The sequence below is a fragment of the Orrella dioscoreae genome, assembly GCF_900089455.2.
Lineage (GTDB): Bacteria > Pseudomonadota > Gammaproteobacteria > Burkholderiales > Burkholderiaceae_B > Orrella > Orrella dioscoreae.
Map to the genome: position 1 here is coordinate 2084292 of NZ_LT907988.1, position 17454 is coordinate 2101745.

At 67.8% G+C, this 17454-nt stretch carries 15 protein-coding genes; 11 read left to right on the forward strand and 4 right to left on the reverse strand.

Annotated features, from left to right (window positions below; translation table 11 throughout):
- Positions 1–53 precede the first annotated feature (53 nt).
- From ODI_RS09735 to ODI_RS09750, 4 genes are all read right to left on the reverse strand, one after another.
- On the reverse strand, positions 54–2645 hold the full coding sequence (locus tag ODI_RS09735; RefSeq protein ID WP_408635920.1) for a TRAP transporter permease: 2592 nt from the start codon (positions 2643–2645) through the stop codon (positions 54–56).
- Between the two features lie 175 nt (positions 2646–2820).
- The gene (locus tag ODI_RS09740; protein ID WP_067760136.1) at positions 2821–3819 is read right to left on the reverse strand and encodes a TAXI family TRAP transporter solute-binding subunit; all 999 of its coding nucleotides are present in this window, start codon (positions 3817–3819) and stop codon (positions 2821–2823) included.
- Between the two features lie 134 nt (positions 3820–3953).
- Positions 3954–5288, reverse strand: a complete 1335-nt coding sequence (locus tag ODI_RS09745) for an aspartate aminotransferase family protein (protein ID WP_067760134.1) — start codon at positions 5286–5288, stop codon at positions 3954–3956.
- Positions 5285–6259 carry a MurR/RpiR family transcriptional regulator gene (locus tag ODI_RS09750; protein ID WP_067760131.1) on the reverse strand — a complete coding sequence of 325 codons (975 nt, stop codon included), beginning with the start codon at positions 6257–6259 and terminating at the stop codon, positions 5285–5287. Before ODI_RS09750 ends, ODI_RS09745 begins: the two co-directional genes overlap by 4 nt.
- A 213-nt stretch (positions 6260–6472) precedes the next feature.
- On the opposite strand from ODI_RS09750, the gene ODI_RS09755 reads away from it, so the two are divergent.
- The 11 genes from ODI_RS09755 (at position 6473) to ODI_RS09805 (ending at position 17454) form a co-directional block, all read left to right on the forward strand.
- On the forward strand, positions 6473–7039 hold the full coding sequence (locus ODI_RS09755) for a MarR family winged helix-turn-helix transcriptional regulator (RefSeq protein WP_067760127.1): 567 nt from the start codon (positions 6473–6475) through the stop codon (positions 7037–7039).
- On the forward strand, positions 7036–7581 hold the full coding sequence (gene ectA, locus ODI_RS09760) for a diaminobutyrate acetyltransferase (protein WP_067760124.1): 546 nt from the start codon (positions 7036–7038) through the stop codon (positions 7579–7581). Before ODI_RS09755 ends, ectA begins: the two co-directional genes overlap by 4 nt.
- A gap of 78 nt (positions 7582–7659) precedes the next feature.
- Positions 7660–8970: a diaminobutyrate--2-oxoglutarate transaminase gene (ectB, locus tag ODI_RS09765; RefSeq protein WP_067760121.1), complete on the forward strand. Its 1311-nt coding sequence runs from the start codon at positions 7660–7662 to the stop codon at positions 8968–8970.
- Entirely contained in the window at positions 8967–9365 is a 399-nt protein-coding gene (locus ODI_RS09770) for an ectoine synthase (RefSeq protein ID WP_067760118.1), read from the forward strand. The genes ectB and ODI_RS09770 overlap by 4 nt, the downstream gene beginning before the upstream one ends.
- Before the next feature lie 15 nt (positions 9366–9380).
- Entirely contained in the window at positions 9381–10304 is a 924-nt protein-coding gene (gene thpD / locus ODI_RS09775) for an ectoine hydroxylase (protein ID WP_067760116.1), read from the forward strand.
- A gap of 198 nt (positions 10305–10502) precedes the next feature.
- A complete protein-coding gene (gene panD / locus ODI_RS09780) occupies positions 10503–10871 on the forward strand; it encodes an aspartate 1-decarboxylase (RefSeq protein WP_067760113.1) in 369 nt (122 codons plus the stop codon).
- 91 nt (positions 10872–10962) lie between these two features.
- Positions 10963–12009: a CDP-6-deoxy-delta-3,4-glucoseen reductase gene (locus tag ODI_RS09785; protein ID WP_067760111.1), complete on the forward strand. Its 1047-nt coding sequence runs from the start codon at positions 10963–10965 to the stop codon at positions 12007–12009.
- Positions 12010–12197: 188 nt separating this feature from the next.
- A complete protein-coding gene (locus ODI_RS09790) occupies positions 12198–13454 on the forward strand; it encodes a D-amino acid dehydrogenase (RefSeq protein ID WP_067760108.1) in 1257 nt (418 codons plus the stop codon).
- A 9-nt stretch (positions 13455–13463) separates the two neighbouring features.
- Positions 13464–14777, forward strand: coding sequence for an extracellular solute-binding protein (locus ODI_RS09795; protein ID WP_067760106.1), 1314 nt, complete (start codon positions 13464–13466; stop codon positions 14775–14777).
- A gap of 251 nt (positions 14778–15028) precedes the next feature.
- Positions 15029–15835 carry a TcpQ domain-containing protein gene (locus ODI_RS09800; RefSeq protein WP_067760102.1) on the forward strand — a complete coding sequence of 269 codons (807 nt, stop codon included), beginning with the start codon at positions 15029–15031 and terminating at the stop codon, positions 15833–15835.
- Positions 15832–17454: a hypothetical protein gene (locus ODI_RS09805; RefSeq protein WP_098020889.1), complete on the forward strand. Its 1623-nt coding sequence runs from the start codon at positions 15832–15834 to the stop codon at positions 17452–17454. Before ODI_RS09800 ends, ODI_RS09805 begins: the two co-directional genes overlap by 4 nt.

Below are 17454 nucleotides of genomic sequence, written 5' to 3' on the forward strand. Positions count from 1 at the left end.
TGCACGTGGGGCGCCCGAAGGCGCCCCAAGCGTGGTCAATCAGGCAAGGCGGCTCAGACGGTTTTCATCCGTCGTCCTTGCGCCGCCCAGATGCCTGCCAGGATCAGCAGGGCGGGCACGAAGACCCAGAACTCCGACGGGCGGTCGGGGTTGGGTATCTTCACTTCCACCACGTCCCAGCCCTGTTCCCAACTGGCCTTGGCGGCCGCGCTGCCGAAGCGCACGTTCGACACCTGGACCATGTCGCCCAACGACATGACGCCGACGCCTGCCAGGGCAAGCCGCTTCATGCCCGCGGCATCGCCTTGCGCGGTGTCGCCTTCGGGCAAGGCTGGCAACCGCAAGGCGACGGTCTTGCGCAGGTCGTCGCCTTCCAGGTTCATGCCTTCGATGACGGCGACCAGGCGCGCGTTTTCAGGCAAGGCCGCCGCCGTGGCGAGGATTTCCGCCGCGGGCCGCGGCGCGTGCTTGGGCGCCAGGTGGCTCATGAACCAGTCCGGGCGGAACAGCATGAACGTCACGAGGAAGAGCAGCAGCATTTCCACGAGGGTGCAGCGGATGCGCATCCAGCGCATGGTGGCGGCCGAGAAGGCGAGCGAGGCCAGCGTGGCGCCCGTCACCACCAGGGTCAGCTCCCACCAGCCTTCCACGTCGATCAACAGCAGCAGCGGGTTGAAGACGAACATGAAGGGCAGCACCGCCGTGCGCATGGCGTAGGTCACGCCCTGGATGCCGGTCTTGATGGGGTCCTCCCCCGAAATCGCCGCCGCGGCGAAGGTCGCCAGGCCCACGGGAGGCGTGATGTCCGCCATGATCCCGTAGTAGAAGACGAACATGTGCACGGCGATGAGCGGGATGATGAGCCCGCTCTGCGCGCCCAGCTCCACGATGACAGGCGCCATCAGCGTGGCCATCAGGATGTAGTTCGCGGTGGTGGGCATGCCCAGGCCCAGGACCAGGCAGACCGCGGCCGTGAAGATCAGCATGAGCAGGACGTTGCCCATGGAGACCAGTTCCACGAAGGCCGTCATGCGCAGGCCCAGGCCGGTCAGCGTGATGCCGCCCACGATGAGGCCGGCAGTGCCGCAGGCGATGGCGATGCCGATCATGTTGCGTGCGCCGTCCTCCAGGCCCAGCATCGCGTCGGTCGCGCCCTGGCGCCAGGCCGGGGCCGAGTCCTGCTTGCGGAACCAGGCGATCAGGGGACGTTGCGTGACCATCTGCACCAGCATGGCGACGACCGCCCAGAAGGCGGACAGGCCGGCCGACAGCTCTTCGACGCTCAGGCACCACACCAGCACGCCGATGGGGATCAGGAAGTGCAGGCCCGCCCGCACCGTCGGCCAGGTCTCGGGCCGTTGCGGATTGGTGATGCTGATGTCGGTGGGCAGGTCGGGATGGCGCGCCGCCATGCGCAGCAGCCACACGTTCAAGGCCGCCAGCATGGCCAGCAGGATCCACATGGCCGCGGGGCCCGCGATCTGCTGCACGCCCACGCCGACCCAGTAGACCCCGCCCATGACGATGAGCGTGCCCGAGATGCCCATGCCCCAGCCTGCCAGCTTCTGCAGCAGGGTGCGCGGCTTGCCCGCGCTCATCATCGGCTGGATGCCGAGCTTGAGCGCTTCCAGGTGCACGATGTAGAAGAGCGCGATGTACGAGATGCTGGCCGGCAGGATGGCGTGGCGGATGATGTCGGTGTAGGGAATGCCGACGTACTCGATCATCAGGAAGGCGGCCGCGCCCATGACGGGCGGCATGATCTGGCCGTTCACCGAAGAGGCGGTCTCGATGGCGCCGGCGCGTATGCCGCCGTAGCCCGCCTTCTTCATCAGGGGGATGGTGAAGATGCCGCCCGTGACCACGTTGGCCACCGACGAGGCCGAGACCAGCCCGTTGACGGCCGAGGACACCACGGCCACCTTGGCGGGACCGCCGCGCAGGTGGCCCAGCAGGGCGAACGACACCTGCATCATGTAGTTGCCGGCGCCGCTCTTGTCCAGCAGCGAGCCCAGCAGCACGAAGATGAAGATGTAGGACACCGACACGCCCAGGGCCACGCCATAGACGCCTTCCGTGGTCAGCCACATGTGCGAGACGAGGCGTTCCAGCGAGGCGCCGCGGTGCGCCAGCACGTCGGGCAGCCAGGGGCCGGCGAAGACGTACAGGATGAAGATGGCGCCCAGGATCGTCATGGGCAGGCCCAGCGCGCGGCGCGTGACTTCCAGCAGCAGCGTCAGGCCCACGGCGGCCATCGCCACGTCCATGGCGGTGGGTTGGCCCGGACGTTGCGCGAGGTCGTTGTAGAAGAGGAAAAGATAGGCGCCGCAGAAACCGGCGGCGATGGCCAGCAGCCAGTCATAGAGCGGCATGCGGTCGCGCGGCGAGGACTTCGTGATGGGATAGGCCAGGTAGCCCAGGAACATCGCGATGCCCAGGTGAAGGGCACGCGCCTCGGTGTCGTTGAAGATGCCCAGGCCCAGCGAGAAGGGCAGGGGCGAGGCGTACCAGAGCTGGAACAACGACCAGAACAGGGCGCCGAGGGCGAGCACGGCGCCGGCCAGGCCGCCGGCCTTGCGGCCGCCGCGGTCGACATCGGCCACCAGTTGCTCGAGTTCCGCGCTGGGTGTGACGGGTTGACTCATGATGAACACTTCCGGAAAGCAGGGGACGGGCACGGGGCCGCAAGGGTGCAGCGAACACGTGCGCGCCTGGCGGCGGCGCACGTCGCGCCGCCGTCGTGACAGGCAGCAGGGCAGGACGCCGCCGGCGCGGGCCGGCGGCAGGGTAAGCAAGGGGCCGGCGATCCGGCCGCCCGGCTTACAGCAGGCCCTTTTCCTTGAAGTACTTCTCGGCGCCAGGATGCAGCGGCGCCGACAGGCCGTTCTTCACCATGTCTTCGGGCTTGAGGTTGCCGAAGGCGGGGTGCAGCTTCTTGAAGTCGTTGAAGTTCTCGAACACGGCCTTCACGATCACGTAGACCGACTCGGCGGGCACGTCTTCCGAGGTCACGAAGGTAGCCGTCACGCCGTAGGTTTCGACGTCGTTGGGATTGTTCGGGTACAGGCCGCCCGGAATGATGGCCTTGGCGTAGTAGCTGTACTTCTTCAGCAGCTCTTCCACGGCCGGACCGGTGATGGACGCGAGTTGCGCGCCGCAGCTGGTGGTCGGGTCCTGGATGTTGGCCGAGGGATGGCCCACGCCATAGAAGAAGCCGTCGATCTTGCCGTCGCACAGCGCGGCGCCGTGCTCGTCGGGGCGCAGTTCACCGGCCAGCGCGAAGTCCTTCAGCGTCCAGCCCTTGGCGGCGATCAGCTGTTCCAGCGAGGCGCGGGTGCCCGAACCGGGGTTGCCGACGTTGAAGCGCTTGCCCTTGAGGTCGTCGAAGGTCTTCACGCCCGCTTCCTTGCGCACCACCACGGTGAAGGGCTCGGGGTGGATGGAGAACACGGAGCGCAGCTTCTTGTAGGCGCCGCCGTCCTTGAACTGGCCCTGGCCTTCATAGGCGTTGTAGCCCACGTCGGATTGCACCACGCCCAGGTCGAGCTCGCCCGCCTTGATCGTGTTCACGTTGAACACCGAGCCTCCGGTGGACTCCACCGAGCAGCGCAGGCCATGTTGCGCGCGGTCCTTGTTGACCAGGCGGCAGATGGCGCCGCCCGCGGCGTAGTAGACGCCGGTGACGCCGCCCGTGCCGATGCTGACGAATTTCTGCTGCGCGGCGGCCGGCAGCGGTGCGGCCAGCGCCGCGGCGAGCGCGGCGGCGGTGCCGAGCATGAGCCCTTTATTGCCCAGGTGTTTGGTTGCGAAGTGACGCATGACTAACTCCTTTTATGGGTTTTCCCCGTTGTGTGCCGGCCCCGGGCCGGCGGTCGAGATGATAAGCCGTGTCGGCGTGCGCGCGCGACCCCGCGTTTGCACGCATGAACGGCTGGCCTGCAAACCTGTCGGTGTCATTGCGCCTGCAGGGCGTCGTCGATGGCGCCGGCGAGGCGATCCACCAGTTGATCCAGCTCATCGTCGCTGATGATGAAAGGCGGCGCGAGCAGGATGTGGTCGCCCTGTCGTCCGTCGATCGTTCCGCCCATCGGGTAGCACATGAGGCCGCGCGCCATGGCCGCGCGCTTGACGCGCGCATGCAGCTGGCGGGCCGGATCGAAGGGGGCGCGCGTGGCGCGGTCCGCCACCAGCTCCACGCCCTGGAAAAGGCCACGTCCGCGCAGGTCGCCCACGTTCGGATGCTCGCCCAGCCTGGCCTGCAGGCGCGCCATCAGGCCTTCGCCCTGGCGGCGCACGCGCGCCAGCAGGTCGTCGCGCGCAATGATTTCCTGTACCGCCAGCGCGGCGGCGCAGGCCGTGGCGTGGCCGAGATAAGTGTGGCCATGCTGGAAGAAACCGCTGCCCCGGGCCATGGCGTCGACGATGTGTCCTTGCGCCATGACCGCGCCGATGGGCTGGTAGCCGCCGCCCAGGCCCTTGGCGATGGTGATGAGATCGGGCGTGATGCCCTCCTGCTCGATGGCATAGCGCGTGCCGCTGCGGCCCATGCCGCACATGACCTCGTCGGCGATGAGCAGTACGCCGTGACGGTCGCAGATTTCCCGCATGCGGCGGAAATAGCCCTGCACGGCAGGCACCGCGCCCAGCGTCGCGCCCACCACGGGCTCGGCGACGAAGGCGAGCACCTTGTCCGAGCCCAGGCGCTGGAAGGTGTCCTCCAGTTCCTGGCCCAGCCGGTCCACGTACTGCGCGACGGACTCGCCTTCGTGGCGGTCGCGATATTCATAGCAGGGCGAGACATGCGTCACATCGACCAGCAGCGGCGCGAATTGCGCGCGCCGCCAGGCATTGCCGCCCACGGCCAGGGCGCCCAGCGTGTTGCCGTGATAGCTCTGGCGCCGCGCGACCAGGTATTGGCGCTGGGGCTGGCCGGTCTCGACGGCGTATTGGCGCGCCATTTTCAGCGCGGCCTCGATGGCTTCGGAGCCGCCCGACACGAAATAGGCGTGGCTGGTGCCCGCGGGCGCCTCGGCCACCAGGCGCTCGGCCAGCCGTTCCGCGACTTCCGTCGTGAAGAAGCCCGTGTGCGCATAGGCCAGCGCATCGATCTGCGCATGCATCGCGGCGCGCACTTCGGGATGATTGTGGCCCAGGCACGACACCGCGGCGCCGCCCGAGCCGTCCAGATAGGCGCGGCCGTTGCTGTCGAAGAGCCAGACGCCGTCACCGCGCACGGCGGTGGACGGGGTGTGGCGTAAGGAGCGGTGGAAGACTCGGGTGTCGGTCATGGCGTGTCGGAAAAGGGCGCGTCGGAGGAAAGGGAGGGGGAGGCGGCATGCGCCGCGTTCGTGTGCTGGCGTTCGCCGGCCTCCGGCGTGGCGCGCCAGTAGGCGCGGCGCGCGCGCAGGCGGGTCTCGACGGCGGACAGGCGCGTCAGCACCTCGGGGCCGCCACGCGCGGCCAGGCGCGCCACCAGGTGTTCGGCCAGCCCCAGCAGGCCCGCCGTGGTGTGGAAGAAGGAGCCGGGCCGTCCTTGCGCCTGGCCGGTGTCGGGCGGCGTGAAGACCAGGGTGTGGCGTGCCTGGGCGGTGTAGGGCGCAAGCGGACTGTCGGTGAGTGCGATGAGGGCCACGCCGCGCGCGCTGAGTTCGGTGGCCAGCTGGACCGTCAGCGCGGGGTAGGGGGCTTGCGAGATCACGACCAGCGCGTCGCCGGCCTGCAGCACGTCGGCCGCCTCGGCCTGCATGGCGCCCAGCCCGTCGATGAGAATGCCGTTGCTGCGCACGAGCTGATAGGCGTAGCGCATCTGGAAGGCGATGCCGAAGCTGGAGCGCGTGCCCAGGAAGCCCACCAGCCGCGACTGCAGCATCGTCTGGGCGGCGGCGTCCAGTTGCGCCAGCGAATTGGCCTGTTGCACCGAGCGCAGGGCGTCGACCTGCAAGCCGGTCAGGGCGGCGTGGCCGTCCAGTTCAGGTCCGGCCTGCAGGGCGGCCGCGCGTTCGCGCAAGGTGGTGTTCGCCTTGCGGGCCAGCGCCTGCTGGCAGGCTTGCCGCAGTGCGTCATAGCCGTCGTAGCCGGCGGCACGCGCCAGCCGCAGCATGGTCGCGGGCGAGACATTGACGGCCTCGGCCTGCCTGCGCATGGACCACAGCCCGGCTTCGGCCGGGTGCGAAATGATCCAGCGAGCGGCACGTTGCAACTCGGGCGTATAGCCCGCGTAGCCTTGTTGCAGGCGCTCCTGTGCCGACATGGCGGCCATGGCGCTTTCCCCTTGCATTGATGTTTTGAAACAGATGGTACATGGAACTAAATAAAAAAAACATACGTTTTCCTGCTTAGGGGAAAACCCGCCAGGCCACTGTATTTACAAGGGATTTGCGTCCGGGTGGAAGGTTGACAGCCTAGAGTGGCACCGGTAGCATGGGCCTCAAATTATTCGTGTACTAATTAATCTTATTGAATTGGTTTGGTTATGAATGATTCTGTCACAACACAGCAGTCGGCACCCACGCCGTCGCCGCAGCAATACGACCTGCGGATCCTGCGCGCGCTGCGCCGCATCACGCGTTCTGTTGCGCTGCACTCGCGCCAGCTGGCCGCATGCAGCCAGATCACGGCGCCGCAGCTCATCTGCCTGCGCGCCATCCTGGCCGCCGGGGGGCCGCTCACCGCGACGGCGCTCAGCCGCGAAATGCACCTGAGCCCGAGCACGGTGGTCGGCATCCTGGATCGCCTGGAGGACAAGGGCCTGATCACCCGCGAGCGGGGCCGCGAAGACCGCCGCATCGTCTTCGTGCGTGCCACGGCCGCGGGCGACGCCCTGGCTCGCGAGGCGCCTTCGCCGTTGCAGAAGCGTCTGGCGGATTCGCTCAACGCGCTGCCGGAACTGGAGCAGGCCACGATCACGCTGTCGCTCGAGCGCATCGTCGACCTCATGGAAGCCGAGTCGCCCGCGGGCGAGGCGCAGGCCGACCACGGCTCGCCCATCCTGGACGTGCCCACGCATGGCGCGCCGCCCGAATCGGGGCTGGTCGTATGAGCGAAGCCATGACGCTGGCGCCGGTGGCGGCCCACGCGCTGCGACCGCCGCGGCGTGAGGATGGCGCGGCTATCCACGCATTGATCCAGGCCAGCCCGCCGCTGGACCTGAATTCCGTCTACGCCTACCTGCTGCTGTGTGAACACCATGCCGGCACGTGCGTGATGGCCGAGCGCGATGGCGCGCTCGATGGGTTCATTTCCGCCTATGTGCCGCCCGGCCGCGACGACACCTTGTTCGTCTGGCAGGTGGCGGTGCACGAGCGGGCCCGCGGCCACGGCCTGGGCGGCCAGATGCTCTCGCATCTGCTGGCCCGGCCCGCGTTGGCCGGTATCCGTCATGTCGAGACCACGGTCGGTCCCGACAACCAGGCTTCGCGGCGCATGTTCGCGGGCCTGGCCCGGCGTCTCGGCACTTCGGTCGCCGAATCGCCACTCTTTCCCGCAAGCCTCTTCGGCGGGCAAGGGCATGAAGATGAAGAGCTGTTGCGGATAGGTCCGTTCGACGTTTCCAGCGAGGCTGGGAGGAGAGATCGGGGTTAGCCATCACCCCGGGGCAGGCAGAGACGCCATGCCTCGAAGTACGTACGCAGGTACCCAAACTCTAAGAGGGAGAAAGATATGGATTTGAAAATTTTTGATCGCATGGAGTCCGAAGTGCGCGGCTACATCCGATCCTTCCCGGTGATCTTCAACCAGGCCAGGGGCTCGGTGCTGATCGACGAGAACCGCAACGAATATATCGACTTCTTCAGCGGGGCTGGCACCCTGAATTACGGCCACAACAATCCTGTCTTCAAGGAAAAGCTGGTCGAGTACGTCGAGTCCGATGGCGTGGTGCATGGCCTGGACATGGCCACCAGCGCCAAGAAGCAGTTCCTGGAAACGGTCGAGCGCGTGCTGCTCAAGCCGCGCAACTGGCAATACACGCTGCAGTTCACCGGCCCCACCGGCACCAACGCCGTGGAAGCCGCGCTGAAGATCGCGCGCCAGGTCAAGGGCCGCCAGAACATCATTTCGTTCACGCACGGTTTCCACGGCGTGAGCGGCGGTTCGCTGGCCGTGACCGCGAACGCCAAGTTCCGCAATGCCGCCGGCGTGGCGCTGGCCAACACCAGCTTCATGCCCTATGACGGCTACTTCGGTCCCGATGTCGACAGCATTGCGTGCATCGAGCGCATGCTCGAGGATCCCAGCAGCGGGTTGGACAAGCCCGCTGCCGTGATCGTCGAGACCGTCCAGGGCGAAGGTGGCGTGAACGTCGCCACGCTGCGCTGGATCAAGGAACTGGAAAAGCTCTGCCGCCGTCACGACATGCTGCTGATCGTCGATGACATCCAGGTCGGTTGCGGCCGTACCGGCAGCTTCTTCAGCTTCGAGTCGGCCGGCATCCGTCCCGACATCATCACGCTGTCGAAGTCGCTGTCGGGCTATGGCCTGCCGATGTCGCTGGTGCTGATGAAGCCCGAGCTCGACATCTGGAAGCCCGGCGCGCACAGCGGCACCTTCCGCGGCAACAACCTGGCCTTCGTGACGGCCACCGCCGCGCTCGACACCTACTGGACCAGCGATGCGTTCTCCACCGAAATCCAGCGCAAGGAGCGCATGGTGCGCGACTGGCTGGAAAACGTGGTGCACAGCTATCCCAACGCCGGCCTGGCCGTGCGTGGCCGCGGCCTGATCCAGGGCCTGGTGACCAACGGCGATCCCTCGCTCGCCGGCCGCATCGCCAGCAAGGCTTTCGAGCAGGGCCTGGTGATCGAGACCTCGGGCGCGCAGGACGAAGTGCTGAAGCTGCTGCCGGCCCTCACCATCGAGGACGAGCTGCTCACGCGCGGCCTGGAAGTGATCGAGCGCAGCGTCGGCGAGGCGCTGGCCGAGAGCGGGCAACAAGGCGCCCGCGTCCTGAAATTCGGAGGTAAGGCACGATGATCGTACGTAACGTGAAAGATGTGATCGGCACGGAAAACGAAGTCAAGACCGATACGTGGATGAGCCGCCGCGTGCTGTTGAAGAAGGACGGCATGGGCTTCTCTTTCCACGAGACGACGATCTTCCCGGGCGGCCAGACCCACATCCACTACCAGAACCACCTGGAAGCCGTGTGGGTCGTCGAGGGCGACGGCGAGATCGAGACGATTGCCGATGGCAAGAAATACAAGCTGGAACCTGGCGTGGTCTACGCGCTGGACAAGAACGATGAGCACTGGCTGCGCGGCGGCAAGGAACCCTTGCGCGTGATCTGCGTGTTCAACCCCCCGCTTACCGGCCTGGAGGTGCACGACGAAAAGGGTGTGTACCCGATCGTCGAAGACCAGGCCGCCTGATTCGAAGGAGGATTCATGATTAGTCCTGCGAAAGATCCCTACGCGTCACGGACCGACCGCGGTTCGGCCATCATCGCCCGGCAGGATCCGGTGGTGCATGGCAACGGCGACTATGCCGATGCCCTGAAGCGCGACCAGCTGGATGCCTATGAGCGTGACGGTTTCCTGTTGCTGGAAGACGTCTTCTCGGAAAAGGAAGTGGCGGCGTTGCTGGCCGAGGCCGAGCGCATGACGCGCGACCCCGCCATCATCCGCCGCGAGGAGTCGATCACCGAGCGCAACAGCGACGTGGTGCGGTCCATCTTCATGGTGCACGTGCTCAGCCCCGTCATCCTGAAGCTGGCGCGCGACCCGCGTCTCATCCACGTGGCGCGCCAGATCCTGGGCTCCGAGGTGTACATGCACCAGTCCCGCGTGAACCTGAAGCCAGGGTTCAAGGGCAAGGAGTTCTACTGGCACTCGGACTTCGAGACCTGGCACGTGGAAGACGGCATGCCCAACATGCGCGCGCTGAGTTGCTCGGTGCTGCTGACCGACAACAATGCCTGCAACGGCCCGCTGATGCTGGTGCCGGGTTCGCACCACCAGTTCATCTCCTGCGTGGGCGAGACGCCGGAGAACCACTACAAGGACTCGCTGAAGAAGCAGGAGTATGGCGTGCCGGATCCGGTGAGCCTGCAACTGCTGGTGGAGCAGGGCGGCATCAAGCCCATGACCGCCAAGGCGGGCTCGGTGGTGTTTTTCGACTGCAACACCATGCATGGCTCGAACAGCAACATTTCGCCGTGGCCGCGCGCCAACGTCTTCATGGTCTACAACAGCATGGAGAACACGTTGAATTCACCCAAGTATGGGCTGGCGCCGCGTCCCGAGCACATCGCCACGCGGTCGAGCTTTTCGGCGCTGACGCCGCTGGACACGCTGAAGTCGGTGCGCTGATGCCTGCATGACCCGGCATCGCCCATGGGCGATGCCGCGGCCGGCCCCCTCGTGGGGCCGGTTTCGTTTTTGGCGCCGGCCTGGCTGGGCCGTCCGCCCCCTGGGCCCGGCGGCGCGCATAGGCATCGCGGCCATGGGCGCAAGCCAAAAACTATAGAATGTCGGCCTTCTCACCTGAAACGAGCGAAATTCCATATCATGCAACGCATTATGCTGCGTGCGAAGCTGCACCGCGTTACCGTCACGGAAGCCGACCTGCACTACGAAGGTTCCTGCGGCATCGATCCCGACCTGCTGGACGCCGCCGACATGCGCGAGTTCGAGCGCATCGAGCTGTATAACGTGACCAACGGCGAGCGCTTCGACACCTATATCATCAAGGCCGAACGCGGCAGCGGCAAGATTTCGCTGAATGGCGCCGCCGCCCGGCGCGCCCAGGTGGGCGACCTGATGATCATCTGCACCTACGGTCCCATGTCCGAAGCGCAGGTGGCCACGCACAAGCCCCGGGTGATCCTGGTGGACGAGCAGAACCGCATCAAGGAAATCCGCAAGTTCGAGGACTGACCTCGGCTCGGGTGGCGGCCCGCCTGGCTGTCGCCCTTCATGCCCCGCGCGGTGCGCGGGGACTTCGACTGACCAGCCCCCCGTCACTGCCATGAGCTTCCAGGTTACCGTCCTTCCCAGCCAGCACACCTTCACCGCCGACGCCGGCCAGACGCTGCTGGACGCCGCGCTTGCCGCGGGCATCGTCCTGCCCTACAGCTGCCGCAATGGCGCATGTTCCACCTGCAAGGGCAGGGTGGTGTCGGGCGATTTCGAGGCCGGCGGCACGCCCGCCCAGATCCTCTCGACGGAGGAAATCGCGCAGGGCTACACGCTTTTCTGCCAGGCGCATGCGCGTTCGGACATGGTGCTGGAATCCAAGGAAGTGCGGCTCGCCAGCGACATCCAGATCCGCAAGCTGCCCGCCCGCGTCATGACGCTCGAGCGCGCCGCGCCCGACGTGACGGTGCTGACGCTGCAATTGCCCGCGACCGAGCCGTTCCGCTATTACGCCGGCCAGTACATCGAGGTCATCCTGAAGGATGGCCGCCGCCGCAGCTATTCCATGGCCAGCCCCCCGGGCACGGGCGGCCCGCTGGAACTGCACATCCGCCACCTGCCTGGGGGGGTGTTCACCGACCACGTGTTCGGCGCCGGCGCCACGCAGATGAAGGAGCGCGAGATCATGCGCCTGGAAGGGCCGCTGGGCTCGTTCTTCCTGCGCGAGGACAGCGACGCGCCCATCGTCCTGCTGGCCAGCGGCACGGGCTTCGCGCCGGTCAAGGCGATCGTCGAGCACATGCAGCTGGCCGGCATCCGCCGCCCGGTGCGCCTGTACTGGGGCGGCCGCCGTCCCCAGGATCTCTACATGCACGCGCTGGCCGAAGGCTGGGCCGCCCAGATCCCCGACTTCCAGTACATCCCGGTGGTGTCCCAGGCCCTGCCCGAGGACAATTGGACGGGCCGCACGGGCTTCGTGCACGAAGCGGTCATGCAGGACCTGCCCGACCTGTCGGGCTGGCAGGTTTATGCCTGCGGGACGCCGCTCATGGTCGATGCGGCCCGCCGCGATTTCGGCGCGCGCTGCCAGTTGCCCGAAGAGGCGTTCTTCGCCGATGCCTTTACCTCCGAAGCCGACGTGGCTGCCCTGAAGGGCTGACCTCCAGGGGGATGCCGGTGGATTGTTGCGCGGCCGCCCCCGGGCGGCGCCCGCCGCGCACGGAGTGCTTTGGGCGGGTGCGCAGGCCGCGTTAAACTGCGTGATCGCCCGCGCCCGCGCGGCCGCCAAGCCAGGCATCGTGCCGGGCAGGCGCGCCCCGGCAGGCCCGGGCCTGGAGCCAATCTGGAATGAAAATCGCGGTTTTGGGCAGCGGCATCCTCGGCACATCCAGTGCCTGGTGGCTGCGGCAGGCTGGCCACGACGTGGTCGTGCTCGACCGGGCCGCCGGCCCTGCCCAGGAAACCAGCCTGGCCAACGGCGGCCAGATTTCCGTTTCCTATGCCGAGCCCTGGGCCAATCCCCAGGCGCCCCTGAAGCTGCTGCGCTGGATGCTGCGCGACGACGCGCCGCTGCTGTTCCGCCCCCAGGCGGACTGGCGCCAATGGCAGTGGGGCCTGGCCTTCCTGCGTGAATGCCTGCCTTCGCGGCTGGCCCCCAATATCCGTGCGCTGGTGTCCATGGCGGAATACAGCCGCGGCATCCTGCGCCAGATGCGCGCCGCGCTGGACATCGACTACGACCAGCTCTCGCGCGGCATCCTGAACATCTATCGCGACCCTGCCCAGTTCGAAGCCTCGCAACGCGCCGCCGGCATGATGCGCGAATTCGGCGTGGACCGGCGCGCCATCAGCGCCGACGAGGCCGTGCGCATCGAGCCCGCGCTGGCGGCATACCGCCATCGCCTGGTCGGCGCGGACTACACGCCCGAGGACGAAAGCGGCGACGTGCACCGCTTCACCGTGGCCCTGGCCGAACGTGCCGCCGACGCAGGCGTCGAGTTCCTGTTCTCCACCCAGGCCACCCGCCTGCATACCGAAGGCGGCCGGGTCAGCGGGGTCGAGTTCATCGGCGCCGACGGCCGCTACGGCCTGCTGAAGGCGGATGCCTACGTGGCCGCGGCGGGCAGCTTCACGCCGGCCCTGGTGCGCCCGCTGGGCGTGTCCTGCCCGGTCTATCCGGCCAAGGGCTATTCCGCCACCTTCCCGGTGCTGGACCCCGATGCGGCGCCCTCGGTCAGCCTGACCGACAGCGGCAACAAGGTCGTCATCAGCCGCCTGGGCGACCGCTTGCGCATGGCCGGCACGGCCGAGTTCGCGGGTTATTCCCGGGCCCTCAATCCCGCTCGCTGCCAGATGCTCGCGCAACTGGCCGGCGAGCTGTTTCCCGGCGCGCTCGACATCGGGCGCGCCGCTTACTGGTCGGGCCTGCGCCCGGCCACGCCTTCCAACGTGCCCCTGATCGGCCGCACCCGCGTTCCCAACCTGTACCTGAACACCGGGCATGGGACGCTAGGCTGGACCATGGGCGTCGGCTCGGGGAAGGCCTTGGCGGACATCGTGGATGGACGCCGGCCCGAACCCGAGTTTCCCTTTATTGGCTTGTAGACAGACGCTATGAACATGATGCAAAGCGCGGGCGTTCCCCGCATCGTGCGCGCCGCCGGGCACGCGCTGGTCCTCGGCCTGGCCGGTGTGTCGGCGCAGGCCATGGCCGCCACCGACGTGCAGGTCTGGCACACCCTGAGTCCGGCCAACAAGGACCAGCTGGAAAAGATCGTCAAGCAATTCAACCGCGACCAGAAGGATGTGCGCGTGGTGCTGAAGGGCTTCGACAGCCAGGCGAATCTGCGCGACGCGGCCACCCGTGCCGTCGCCGCCAAGAAGGGCCCGCACCTGGTGCAGATCGAGGACAACCACTCGCCCGACGTCATCGCCGAGCACAAGTCCATCCTGCCGCTGTACCGCCTGCTGGACGACTATCCCATCAAGGACCTGGGTTGGTTCCTGCCGCAGACCTCGAGCTTCGTGCGCGACAACCGTGGCCGACTGCTCGCCTTCCCCTGGATGGCCGAGATCCCGGTCATGTTCTACAACCTGGATGCCTACAAGAAGGCGGGCCTGGACCCGAAGGCGCCTTCGCGCACCTGGAACGACCTGCAGGCCGACCTGCTGAAACTGCGCGACAACACGGATCTCAACTGCCCGTACGCGACCAGCCAGCAAGTCTCGGTGCACCTGGAAAACCTGGCGCCCATGAACAACCGCCTGTACACGAGCGCGAACAACGGCCTGGACAAGGGCACGCCCAAGTTCAACTTCGACTCGCTGTACATGCGCCACCTGTCGCTGATGGTGAGCTGGAAGCGTTCGCTGCTGCTGACCGAGCACACCGACGACGACCGCGCCGATGCGCTGTTCGCCAAGGGCCAGTGCGGCGTGCTGACGGCGGGCTCGGGCGCGCTGGGCAGCATCCTGGCGGGCAAGGTGCCTTTCGGCGTGACGCCTCTGCCTTACTACTCGCAAGTCGCCAAGCAGCCCGGCCGACCCTTCGTCAGCGGGTCGGCGCTGTGGGCCGTGGCAGGCCATCCCCGCGACGAGGACAAGGCCACGATGGCCTTCCTGGCCTACCTCGCCAAGCCGGTCGTGGCGGCGCAGTGGCATCAGAACACGGGCTTCCTGCCCTTGACCGACGCTGCCTTCCGCGCGGCCGACGTCTCGTTCTACAACCGCGTTCCCGGAGCGCAAGCCGTGGTCGAATCGGTCCGTGCCACGCCGGCGGCGTCGGCGCGCGGCTTCCGCCTGGCCAACTATCCGCAGGTCGAGCAGATCTTCAACGCCGAACTGCAGACCGCGCTGTCCGGCGACGTGCCGCCGATGCGCGCGCTGAACGTGGCATCCGAAAAGGCGGAAGCGGCGATGCGCCGCTGATGCCTGCAAGGTATCGCGCCTGATCCAGCCGGCCCTTCGGGGCCGGTTTTTTTTTGCCGCCGGGCCGCCCCAAGGCAAAAAGCGGCCCCCTTGGGGGGCAGCAAGCCGAAGGCGCGGCGTGGGGGCTTTTTTGCCGCCGGGCCGCCCCGGCCCCTGTGTTCGCGAGATCCGTCGGGACTAGCCACGCTTTTCGGAGGCGGTGCGCCGGGCCACCATGCAGCCGTGATTCGATTTCCGCTGCAAGGTGAACCATGACGCGATCCGTCTTCCTGCTCTGTCTGCCGCCATTGCTGGCAGGGTGCCTGGCCACGCCCACGGGGCCTGCCTGGACACCGCCCGCGGCGGCACGCTACGACTTCAACTGGCGCCTGTCGGGCGAGCGCGCGCTGGCGCCGCAGCAGGTCTTTCACGATGGCCAGGACACCTGGCTGCAATTCGCGCCCGGGCAGGCCGTGCCGGCCTTGTTCGCGCAAAGCGCGCAGGGTGAACGTGCCTTGCCCTACCAGTCCCGCGATCCCTATGTGGTGGTGCGCGGGGTGTGGCCTGCGCTGCTGATGCGCGGCGGCTCGGCGGTGGCGCGCGCGCAGTACCTGGGGGCGGGACAGGAAGGCGGGCGGGCGCCGGCGCGTGGTGTGGAGCGGGATGTCTTGCCCGTGGCGCAGGCGCCGCAGGCCGTGCCTGTTGAACTGTTGCCTGTCGATGCGCCGCCTGCCGCCGCGTCTGGCCTGCCCGCGCAAACCCCTCCCATCGCGCCGTCTTCCTTGCGCTACGACGCTTCTCCCGCGCAGGGCACGATGCGTGCGGTGTTGCGCGACTGGTCCCGCCAGGCGGGATGGACGTTCGAGCCCGAGCACTGGACGGTGGCGGTCGATATCCCGCTGGCGGGCACGGCCTCGTTTTCCGAGGGCTACGAAGCCGCCGTCAGCGAATTGCTGCGCGCCACCGAGCTGGGCGACCAGCCCTTGCAGCCCTGCTTTTATGCCAATCGCGTGTTGCGGGTCGTCAGCCTGCGCGAGGCCTGCGACCGGACGGCGCCTGTCGGGGAGGGCGCGGCATGAGCACGGCAAGCGTGTCGCGCGTGTGCCGCGGCCTGCTGTTGCTGGGCGCATGGCAAGGCCTGTCGGCGTGCGCATTGGTGCAGCGCCTGGACGAACGTTTGCTCGACGGCGAACGGCGCCAGGAAACGCTGCGCGCCGGTCACGATGCCTTCGCGCGCAGCGTGACCGACACCGCGTTGCGGCGCGGCGGGCAGCACGTGGCGCGCGCCTGGCTGGCCGGCCGCGCCCAGCCGCTGGCGCGCGAGGTGACCCTGCCTGCCGCGTTGCGCCGTGACGTCAATACCACGCTGCTGTTTGCCGACGGACAGGCCAACCTGCTCGTGCTGGCCGAGCGGATTTCACGCGCAACGGGCCTCCCGGTGCGCGTCCAGCCGGATGCCTTGCTGCCGCAGGAGCAGTTCCTGCCAAGGCTGGCGGCAGGCGCAACCGGGGCGCCCATGGTGGCCTTGCCGACACAGGCCAGCTTCGGCGATGGACCGCGTCCGCTGCCCGACGTGCTGGACGCCCTGTCGTGGCGGCTGGGCGTGCACTGGCGCTATCGCGAGGGCGTAGTCGAATTCTTTCGCGTGGAAACGCGAGTGTTCGACGTGCGTTTGTTGAGCCTGGATGCGCGGGCCGACGCGCGGCTGGGACGGCGGGGGCAGGACGAGCCGGGCGGTTTCGAAAGCGCATCCAGCACCGCATTGACCGCGGGTGAGCCCGACGGACTGGCCGCGCTCACGCGTCGCATAGAACCGTTCCTGTCGCGCGCCGGCGTGATCGCCGCGCCTGCCGGTGGCGCAGGGTCCGTCATCGTCACCGATACCCGCGATGCGCTGGATCGGGTCGCGCGGTTTCTCGAAACCGAGAACCGCAACCTGACGCGCCGCGTGCGGCTCGTGTTCGAAGAGGTCACGCTCATCGCGGATCGGCAGAACGAAGGCGGCATCGACTGGCAGGTGCTGCATCGCAGCGGCCGCGCGGCGGCCTCGCTGGCGGGCGCCGCCAGCGGCTCGGTCACGGAGGGGGCGAGCCTGGGAGCCGCCCTGGTGGGCGGTGGCGCGGAAGGCTCGCAAGCCCTGGTCAGCGCGCTGGCCAGGATGGGCACGGTGCTGCGCCATACCAGGGTGCCGGTCTATACGCTGAATCGCCGGCCGGTCACGCACGCGGTGCGCACCACCTTTTCCTATATCGACCAGGCGCAGACCGCCTCGGGCGGGGCCATCGTCGGCGCGCCGCTGGGCAGCGCCTTGCCGTCGGTGTCCGTCACGCAGAAACAGGAGACCACCGGCACGTTCCTGACCCTGCTGCCTGACGCGCAGGCGGACGGGCAGATCCTGTTGTCGGTGTCTTACGACAGCACGGTGGCGCAGCCGCTGCAGACGGTCACCCTGGGCGCCGAGGAAAACCAGGTGCGCATCCAGCAACTGACCGTCGATGGCTCGGGCACCGTGCAGCAGGTGGCCCTGCGGCCCGGGCAGGCCATGATCATCGCAGGCTTTGACCGTAGCCAGGACGATGCCCAGCGCAGCCGGCCCCTGGAGGGCTGGCCCCTGCTGGCAGGGGGGCGTGATCGCCTGTCGGGGCAGCGCGCCACCACGCTGGTGATGGTGAGCGCCGAGGTCGAGGAGGGGTTCTAG